5 protein-coding genes are annotated in these 8,127 nt (G+C 65.8%); 1 reads left to right on the top strand and 4 read right to left on the bottom strand.

The genetic code is table 11. The features are described from left to right. The coding region (locus AB0K11_RS27740) for an amino acid adenylation domain-containing protein (protein WP_364984856.1) at positions 1-1,130 on the bottom strand (1,130 nt) is incomplete at its 3' end. A 630-nt stretch (positions 1,131-1,760) separates the two neighbouring features. Between AB0K11_RS27740 and AB0K11_RS27745 the strand changes: the two genes are divergently transcribed. Further along, complete coding sequence (locus AB0K11_RS27745) at positions 1,761-2,663, top strand: GAP family protein (protein ID WP_364984858.1); 903 nt, start codon at positions 1,761-1,763, stop codon at positions 2,661-2,663. 5 nt (positions 2,664-2,668) lie between these two features. Here AB0K11_RS27745 and AB0K11_RS27750 read toward each other — a convergent pair whose 3' ends face one another. From AB0K11_RS27750 to AB0K11_RS27760, 3 genes are all read right to left on the bottom strand, one after another. Then, positions 2,669-3,589 carry a class I SAM-dependent methyltransferase gene (locus AB0K11_RS27750; RefSeq protein WP_364984864.1) on the bottom strand — a complete coding sequence of 307 codons (921 nt, stop codon included), beginning with the start codon at positions 3,587-3,589 and terminating at the stop codon, positions 2,669-2,671. A 138-nt stretch (positions 3,590-3,727) separates the two neighbouring features. After that, a complete protein-coding gene (locus AB0K11_RS27755; protein ID WP_364984860.1) occupies positions 3,728-4,981 on the bottom strand; it encodes a glycosyltransferase in 1,254 nt (417 codons plus the stop codon). Positions 4,982-5,239: 258 nt separating this feature from the next. Continuing rightward, a partial coding sequence (locus tag AB0K11_RS27760; RefSeq protein ID WP_364984862.1) for a condensation domain-containing protein occupies positions 5,240-8,127 on the bottom strand: 2,888 nt, incomplete at its 5' end.

The raw sequence follows: 8,127 nt of genomic DNA on the forward strand, positions 1-8,127 counted from the left end.
CGATACATCCGCACACCCACACCACCAAACGGACACGCCACAAACCGAGCCGACGTCAAACCCGAACGACCCACATACCCCAACGCCACCCCCCAACCCGCCACATACAACTCCCCCACCACACCCACCGACACCGGACGCAACAACCCATCCAGCACGAACAGCGCCGCGCCCGGCACCGGGACCCCGATCGGCACCAGACCCGACCCGGCCGTCAACGGCCGACTGATCGTCGCGTACACCGTCGTCTCGGTCGGGCCGTAGCCGTTGATCATCACCCGGCCCGGCGCCCACCGATCCACCACGTCCGCCGGACACTCCTCCCCGGCCACCATCAACGCCACCGACTCCAGGCCCTGATCCGACAACGCCGACACCGCCGTTGGCGTCTGGCTCAGCACGGTCACGCCCTCCGCCAGCACCAGTGCGTGCAGGTCCGCCGGCGACGCGGCCACCGACTCGGACACAACCACCAACCGCCCGCCGTGGAGCAGCGCACCCCACAACTCCCACACCGAATAGTCGAACGCCAACGAATGACACTGCGTCCACACCTGATCGGGACCGAGATCTACGCCGACGTCCATGCCGTCGAAGAGCCTGGTGACGTTGCGATGTGTGACCGCAACGCCTTTCGGCCTACCGGTGGTCCCGGAGGTGTAGATGAGGTGGGCGACGTCATCGGGATCGGGCAGCCGCAGCCTCTCGTGGGACTGCGTGGCGACACGCGGATCGTCGACCTCGACGACCGGCACGCCGAAGGATGCCACCCGCGCGGCCGATTCCGCGTCGGTCACCGCCAGGACCGCGCCCGCGTCGCCGATCATGAATGCGATTCGCTCGTCCGGGGCGGCCGGGTCGATCGGCAGATACCCTGCGCCTGCCTTCAGCACGGCCAGAATGGCGATGACGGCCGTCGCCGACCGCGGGAACATCACCGCCACGTACTCACCGGGTGCGGCACCCAGGCCGACCAACAAGTGCGCCAACCGGTTCGATGCCAGGTCCAACTCGCGATACGTCCACGAACGACCCTCGAACGTCACCGCCACCGCATCCGCAGACCGCGCCACCTGGTCGGCGAACAGCCCGGCGATGGTCGCGCCGCCGAGCTGCGGCCTCGTGAGCAACGCTCGATTGCTCCACTCATCCAACCGATCCCGCTCACCAACGGTGAGTAGGGCCTTCGAAAGCAACGGTCGCGGAGACGTGGTCATGAGTCCTCCCCCGAATTGGCGCCGCCCGGTTCACTGAGGATGTTCGATCGACTTCCCCAGGAGACCCGTCGGATGCGACATCGAACGGCTGTCACCGCAACCACTCATCGATTCGTCAGTCCCCGCCCGGGCGAGGGATGAGCCAACGTAGTTGCTCAGCGCTCACTCCTTCAGCAGCTAGAACGTCCAATGCGGTGCGGGCTGCGACGAGGCTATCAAGCGGCGAATCATCGCGCGGGCGACCTGGCAAACGCCGACATACGCACTGACAGGCGCGTCGGAGACACCGCCGCCGCACTCCAGGGGTGCATTGCCGATCGGCCGGGGACAGCCCTCGTCGGAACGCGGCCACCGACAGTCGTCGGCCGATCGGGACCGCGATGCCCAGCTACACTCCGGCGCCGCGACGTGGTGGGCGAGATCCAGGTGCTCCATGCGCTGCTACCCGGATGACGATCGTCCTCGCCGCACGGAGAAGCGCGCCGTGTCTGTGATTCTCAAGGCGCGCGAATCCCACGCGAGAATGCGGGCCCGCAGTTCGGAATGGCTGCGTCGCCGCGAAAGGGGCGCCCGACCAGCAACCCCGGAATTACCCCGGTTGGGCCTCCGGGCAGTTGTAGGACAAGGTATGTTTTGGACATGTGGGGAGCAGTCTTGGGGCTCGCGCTCCTCAATGGTCTCAATCCGTTGCGCATCGGCATCACACTGTTGCTCATCTCCAGGCCACGACCGTTGCAGAATTTGCTGTTCTACATGCTCGGCTGCCTGCTCAACGCGATACCCGTGATGCTGATCCCGCTCACGTTGCTGCACTTCACGTCGTGGTCCCCGATCTCATCGGAGCAATCGGCCGTCAGCCCGGGAATGCGGAACTTCCAGTTGATCGCGGGAGCGATCGCCCTTGGCGTCGCCGCATTGATGCTGGTGCGCCTGCCGGCTCGACGGGAAACCGCTGGTGGACGGCACCGCATGCCGACCGGCTCAGCCAGAACAGGCACGGCGACCAGTGTGCTCGACCCGAGTCCTCCGACCGCCGTACCGCTGATCGGAGACGGCTCCTACGACCCCACCGCGGGTGGATCGGTCGTCAAGCGACTGACCAATCGGCTTCGCAATGCGTGGGAGAGCGGATCGTTGTGGGTGGCAACGGTGATCGGGATGATCACCGGTGGTGTCCCGTTCGACGGAGCACTCATCATCGTCACGCTGCTGGTGACGTCGGGCACCGCGGTCGGCACGCAGTTCGCCGCGGCCATCGCGTTCATCGCGGTCATGCTCGTGGTCGTCGAGGTGATCCTCGTCAGCTACTTGATCACTCCTTCGCGAACCCTTGCGGTGTTGCGACGACTGCACGACTGGGCGTGGGCGTATCGCCGCAAGCTCATCGCGCTGATGTTCGCCATCACGGGTGCGTCGCTGCTCGCGAACGCCCTCGGGCTGATGTGAGAGTGTCAGGCAGCCTTTCGTAATACGAATCCGGCCTGCTCGCCGGCGCCCTTCTGATTGAGACGGTTCGACCGCCTTTCCCAATCCCACAGTTGCTTCAGGCCGAATCGTCGGATGATGTCCCCGAGGCCCTTGATCTCCACTAGAGCCACATCGCTTCGAATGAGCTCGCTGGCGAAGAACTGGTAGGAATTCGAGTCGTCGACGACGTCGTCCACTCGCAGCCCAACCGCTTCAGCGGCGATCGCCATCCCCCGGCGCGACGGAATGACGAAGTGCCGAGGCGCGTCGAACAACACCCAGTCCTCGCCGTAGGTCGCCCATGCTTCGGATGACGTGGTCGGGAGCCGGGCCAGGCAGAATCCTTCCGGAGTCAGCTTTTCGGTCGCCGCTTCGAGCGTTCCGATCATGTCCGGTACGTGTTCGAGCGAGTGATTGAACATGATGACGTCGAAGCTGCCGCTGACCTCGCTGAGTTCCCGCTTGAGCAGTGGCACACCCGAAGGACTCGTGGCATCGGCGTCGAGGAACGGGTCGGCGCCACACAGGTTGTCGAACCCCACCTCCGCCAGCCGGTCCAAGAGTATGCCGCTGCCGCAACCCACATCGATGATCCGCGCGTGACGATCGACTCCCTGCTGACCGAGCATCCTGACGACCGGGCCTCCGAAGAGGCCTCGTACCCCCGGCGGGAGCGCCGCTATCGCTGCACCGATGGCGCTGCGACCGGTGCGGAGTTCATGGCGGTCCTGGTGAGAGATCAGCCACCGGATGCTCTTCGGGACGGTGCTGGACGACCGGTACGAGTAGTAGTCCGTGCTGTAGTGGCGTCCGAGATCTTCCGGACTCAGCACCTCCACGATCTGCAGACTTTCGCACTCAGCACAGAGGAAGTACTCGAATCGCTCCCTCGTCCCGAACATCATCTCGCGCGAGGTGATCGTCACGTGCGGTCCCGACGATCCACATAGTTGGCATTCTCGGGTAGTCACTTCGTTGCGCACCTTCGGCTTCACCACTGTGTTGAGGATGCGCGGACCGCGCATCTCGCCACGGGTACCCAATCAGCGTGCGAACATGCGGCTTTCGACGAGATCTGCTGCGGCCACGGTAGCGGCGGCTGATTTCGTCATCGTCGTGGCGAAGTCCCGAGCCCGGTCCGCGCACTCGGGCTCGAGGATCGTACGAAGGTCGGCTGTCAGGGATTCCGTGGTGGTCGTTGCGAGTCTCCGCGTGGATCCGAGCTTCTGGCGCCTCACCACCGCTCCCCTGGCGTGAACATCCGGCAGCGTCCAGAGGATGAGTGTGGGGACTCCCGCGCGCAGACCCGTTGCCGTGGTGCCCAACCCGCCGTGGTGCACGAGTGCACGACACAGCGGGAACACGGCTACGTGGCTCACCGTCTTCACCACCTTGACGTGATCGAGGTGGTCGGCATCCACGAAGTCGCTCCACCCCGAACACACCAGCGCCCGCTCACCCAGCTGCCGGCACGCGTCACTGATCATCTGCAGCGTCTCATCAGGCGTCTGGACGGGAATGCTGCCGAATCCGAAGTAGATCGGCGGGGTGCCCGCTGCGATCCACGACGTCACCTCGTCGTCCGCCGAGGTCGTCAGATCAAGGGTCAGGGTGCCGACGATCGGGCGGCGCTGTTGCCATTCCTCGCTCAGCCCGGGAAAGCACACGGAATCGTAGGCCTGGATCTCGAGCGTTCCACGCTCAGCCATGATGCGTGGGGCCGGTTGGGTGGCGCGGGGAAGCCCCAATTGATGACGATGGGCGTCCTCGAGCTTCTTCGTCTCCAACCAGTGCACCCATTCATAAGCGCCCAGAACGGAGCGCATCACGGCTGCGGGGAGAAACGGAACCTGACCATTGGGCCGCACCGGAAACGGATGGATCGCGACCAACGGGATGTCGTAGAACTCGGCCACGGGCAGGGCTTGCTGTTCGAAGCTCAGGCCGGTCATCAGCAGATCGGCGCCCTCGGCGATGGAGGCTATCGTCGAGCACATCTCCGGCCACGCCTCGACGAATCGCTGACGTGTCTCGCGGAACAGGGTCGACAGTCGTCGGACATTGGTCAGGTTGCGAGGGAAATCCATCCAGAGATTGAGCAGGAAGTCGCCCTCGAGCGACGACTTCGCATCCGGCCCGTATGCGGTGGCCGAAATGCCCGTCGTCTCGACGAATTCGACGAGATCAGGTGGCACGGCCATGCGCACTTCGTGCCCACGGCGCAGCAGCTCGCGACCCACCGTGAGGCAGGGCTCGAGGTCGCCACGTGTCCCATAGGCCGCCATGGCAATCTTCATCGCGGACATCCCCCGTCGTTTCCCGGCATCCATTCAGTCGAGGACACCCCAGCCCGTTCGCCGTCAGTGTAGCCAAGGCCAGAAGCAATTGCTGCGCTTGCTCGGATTCGGCAGGCGAATGATCGCCCTTTCAATGGCACCACGGTCGAAAAGCATTCCGCGCCAACAATCGACACTGTTCGCTGCACGGCGCACGGTGTGAGATCGCCGCTGCAAATGGTTCGTCGCGGCGTTTGCCAATCGTTGCCAGAACTGCCGTCAGACGCCGGCGGTCATCGCCTCCAGGATCTTGTTGATCCGCGCGACGATCCGCTTGACCCGCTTCGCGTCGAAGCTGTGTGTGTCGTACTCGATGCGGAGGTGCAGTCGGGAACCGGGAATGGCCTGCATGGTCAGCGGATAGTGGTTGTACTCCCGATTGCTGAATTCAGTGATCATCAGTCCGTCGGGTCCCAGTGGGGCGGTGGTGTCCATGGGGTAGTTCTCGTAGACGAGCAGCGTGTCGAACAGCTGCTCGTGTCCGCTGGCTCGATGGATCTCGGGCAGCGCCAGATGCTGATGGTCGAAGGTCACCTCGGCGTCCCGCTGCAACTGCTCCAGCAGGTCGCTCACCGTGGTCGACGCGGTGAACGACGCCCGTACCGGCACCGTGTTGATGCACAGGCCCACCATCTGGTCCGAGCCCGCCAACTCCGCCGGACGACCCGAGACCGTCGCCCCGAACACCACGTCCTGACGCCCCGTCAACGACGTCAACAGCAACGCCCACGCGCCTTGCAACACCGTGCTCACCGTGCTGTGCTGCGCGCGGGCCAACTCCGTCAGCGCCGCAGTCGTCCGCTCCGAGATCTCGAACTCGGCGACCTGCCGGGGGCCCGGCCTCGCCGGACCGGGTCCGGCGACCAGTGTGGGACTGTCCAATCCCGCCAACACCTGCGCCCACGCCGCCCGTGCCGCATCCACATCACGCTCGGCCAGCCACGAAACGAACCTCCGGTACGGCACCGCCGCAGGCAGTTGATGCCCGTAGTAACCGGCGAAGATGTCGCGCAACAGGATCGGCAACGACCATCCGTCGACCACGATGTGATGCAACGTCAACACACACCGATGCTGGTCCGCACCGGTACGGATCAACGCCACCCGGAACGCCGGCGACTCCTCGATGTCACACACCGCGGCACGCTCCGCGCCGCGCACCTGCTCGAGCGCCACCTCGTTGGCCGCGCCGTCGAGTTCCACGTAGGTCCAGGACGCCGACGGATCGGCCGGGATGACCTGCACCGGCTCGTCGAATTGAGCACAGAACCGGGCCACGAGATGCGGGTGCCGACAGGCGACGTCGCTGACCGCCTTGCGCAGCCGGTCGGAGTCCAGCGGACCCATCACGGTGAAATCGAGTTGCACCGCGTACACGTCATCGTCGTTGTCGTCATCGATGTCGGCGCTCACGGCGTGGAAGAGAAGGCCCTGCTGCATCGGCGTCAGCGGCAACACATCGGCGACTTCGTACTGAGCCGCAAGCACGTCGAGGTGCTGCTGACTGAGCCGGGCGGGCGCGATGTCCGACGGCGTCAACCCGCCGCCGCCGTGATGCACATGCGCACAGATTCCGGCCAACGCCTCGAACCACAACCGGCCCAGCCGATCGACGTCGGCTTCGTTGAGCACCGACCGCGCCCACGTCCAGTTCACCCGCAGCCGCGGACCGGACTCCGCATCCACTGTCACCGCATTGAGTTCGACGCTGTGCGACAACGGCATCGCGACCGCCACGGCCTCACCGAACGCATCGTCGTCGGTGGGTCGCCACAGATCATCGGACAACTCCGCGCCGCCACCGAGCCGGCCCAGGTAGTTGAACCCGATCGTGGGGTCGATGCCGGTCACATCGGCATCCGGGCGCAGGTAGCGCAGCAGCCCGTAGGTCATCCCGTCGGGCAGCGCACGCAACTGCTCCTTGGCGGCCTTCACGGCGGCACCGAGCACCGAGCCACCCGCGCTAACCTCGGACCACGGCACCTCGTCGATCGCCAGCGCCACAGGGTATTTGGTGGTGAACCAGCCCACGGTGCGCGACAGATCCAGGCCGTCGGCCAGATCCTCGTACCGCCCATGCCCCTCCACGTCGATGCCGATGGGCGTGCCTCCGGTGCCGGTGAACTCGGCCAGCGCCAACCCGAACGCGATCAACAGGATGTCCTGCACTCCGGCGTGGAACGCCGACGGCACCTCACCCAGCAGCATCCGCGTCGTGTCGGCATCCAACGTCACCGACGAATATCCCGCGCTGGCATACGTATCGGACTCGGGTCGTACCGCGGGCAACAACGCAGGCACTCCGGCCACCCGGCGCCACACGTCGGCCGACGCGGACACCGCGTCCGAAGACGCGTACTGCGCGAGCAGTCTCGACCACTGCGCGAACGACGTACCCCCGGCCGGCAGTGCGACCGGCTGCCCACCGCGACGCTGTGCCCATGCGATGTTCAGATCTTCCAACAGGATTCGCCACGACACGCCATCGACGGCCAGGTGATGGACGATCAACACCAGCTGACCGCTGTCCGCCGCCCACACGGCCGAGAGCATCACGCCGGCCGACGGATCCAACTTCGCCTGTCCGGCCGCGACGTCGGCACTGCTCAACCGATCGACCACCAGCAGCAGATCGCGGGCGTCGACCGTGCCGGACTCGGGCACGTGCAGCGCCCACCCTCCGGCGCCATCGTCGTCGACGCGCAACCGCAACGTGGCGTGTCCGTCGATCAATGCCTGCAGCATCGCCACCACGTCGGCCTCGCCGACCCCGGCCGGCGTCGCCAGCACCATCGTCTGGTTGAACTGCTCGGTGGGACCGTCCACGCTCTGCAACCACCGGATGATCGGCGTGGCGACCACCGCGCCCACGCCGTCGTCGACGGCGACCTCGCCGTCCGCGACGGACACCACCCGGGCCAGCCGGGCCACCGTCTGCTCGGTGAAGACGTCCTTCGGCCGGCACGTCAATCCGGCCGCGCGGGCCCGTGACACCACCTGCATCGACAGGATCGAGTCGCCGCCCATGGCGAAGAAGGAGTCGTCGACGCCGACCCGGTCGACGCCGAGCACCTCGGCGAAGATCCCGGCCAGGATCTCCTCCATCA

Origin of the sequence: Mycobacterium sp. NPDC050551, from assembly GCF_040674075.1 — a bacterium.
Lineage (GTDB): Bacteria > Actinomycetota > Actinomycetes > Mycobacteriales > Mycobacteriaceae > Mycobacterium.

Coding starts and splice junctions, on each gene's coding strand:
- AB0K11_RS27755 (WP_364984860.1), bottom strand. CDS start 4,981: ATGAAGATTGCCATGGCGGCCTATGGGACACGTGGCGACCTCGAGCCC.
- AB0K11_RS27745 (WP_364984858.1), top strand. CDS start 1,761: ATGGCTGCGTCGCCGCGAAAGGGGCGCCCGACCAGCAACCCCGGAATT.
- AB0K11_RS27750 (WP_364984864.1), bottom strand. CDS start 3,589: ATGATGTTCGGGACGAGGGAGCGATTCGAGTACTTCCTCTGTGCTGAG.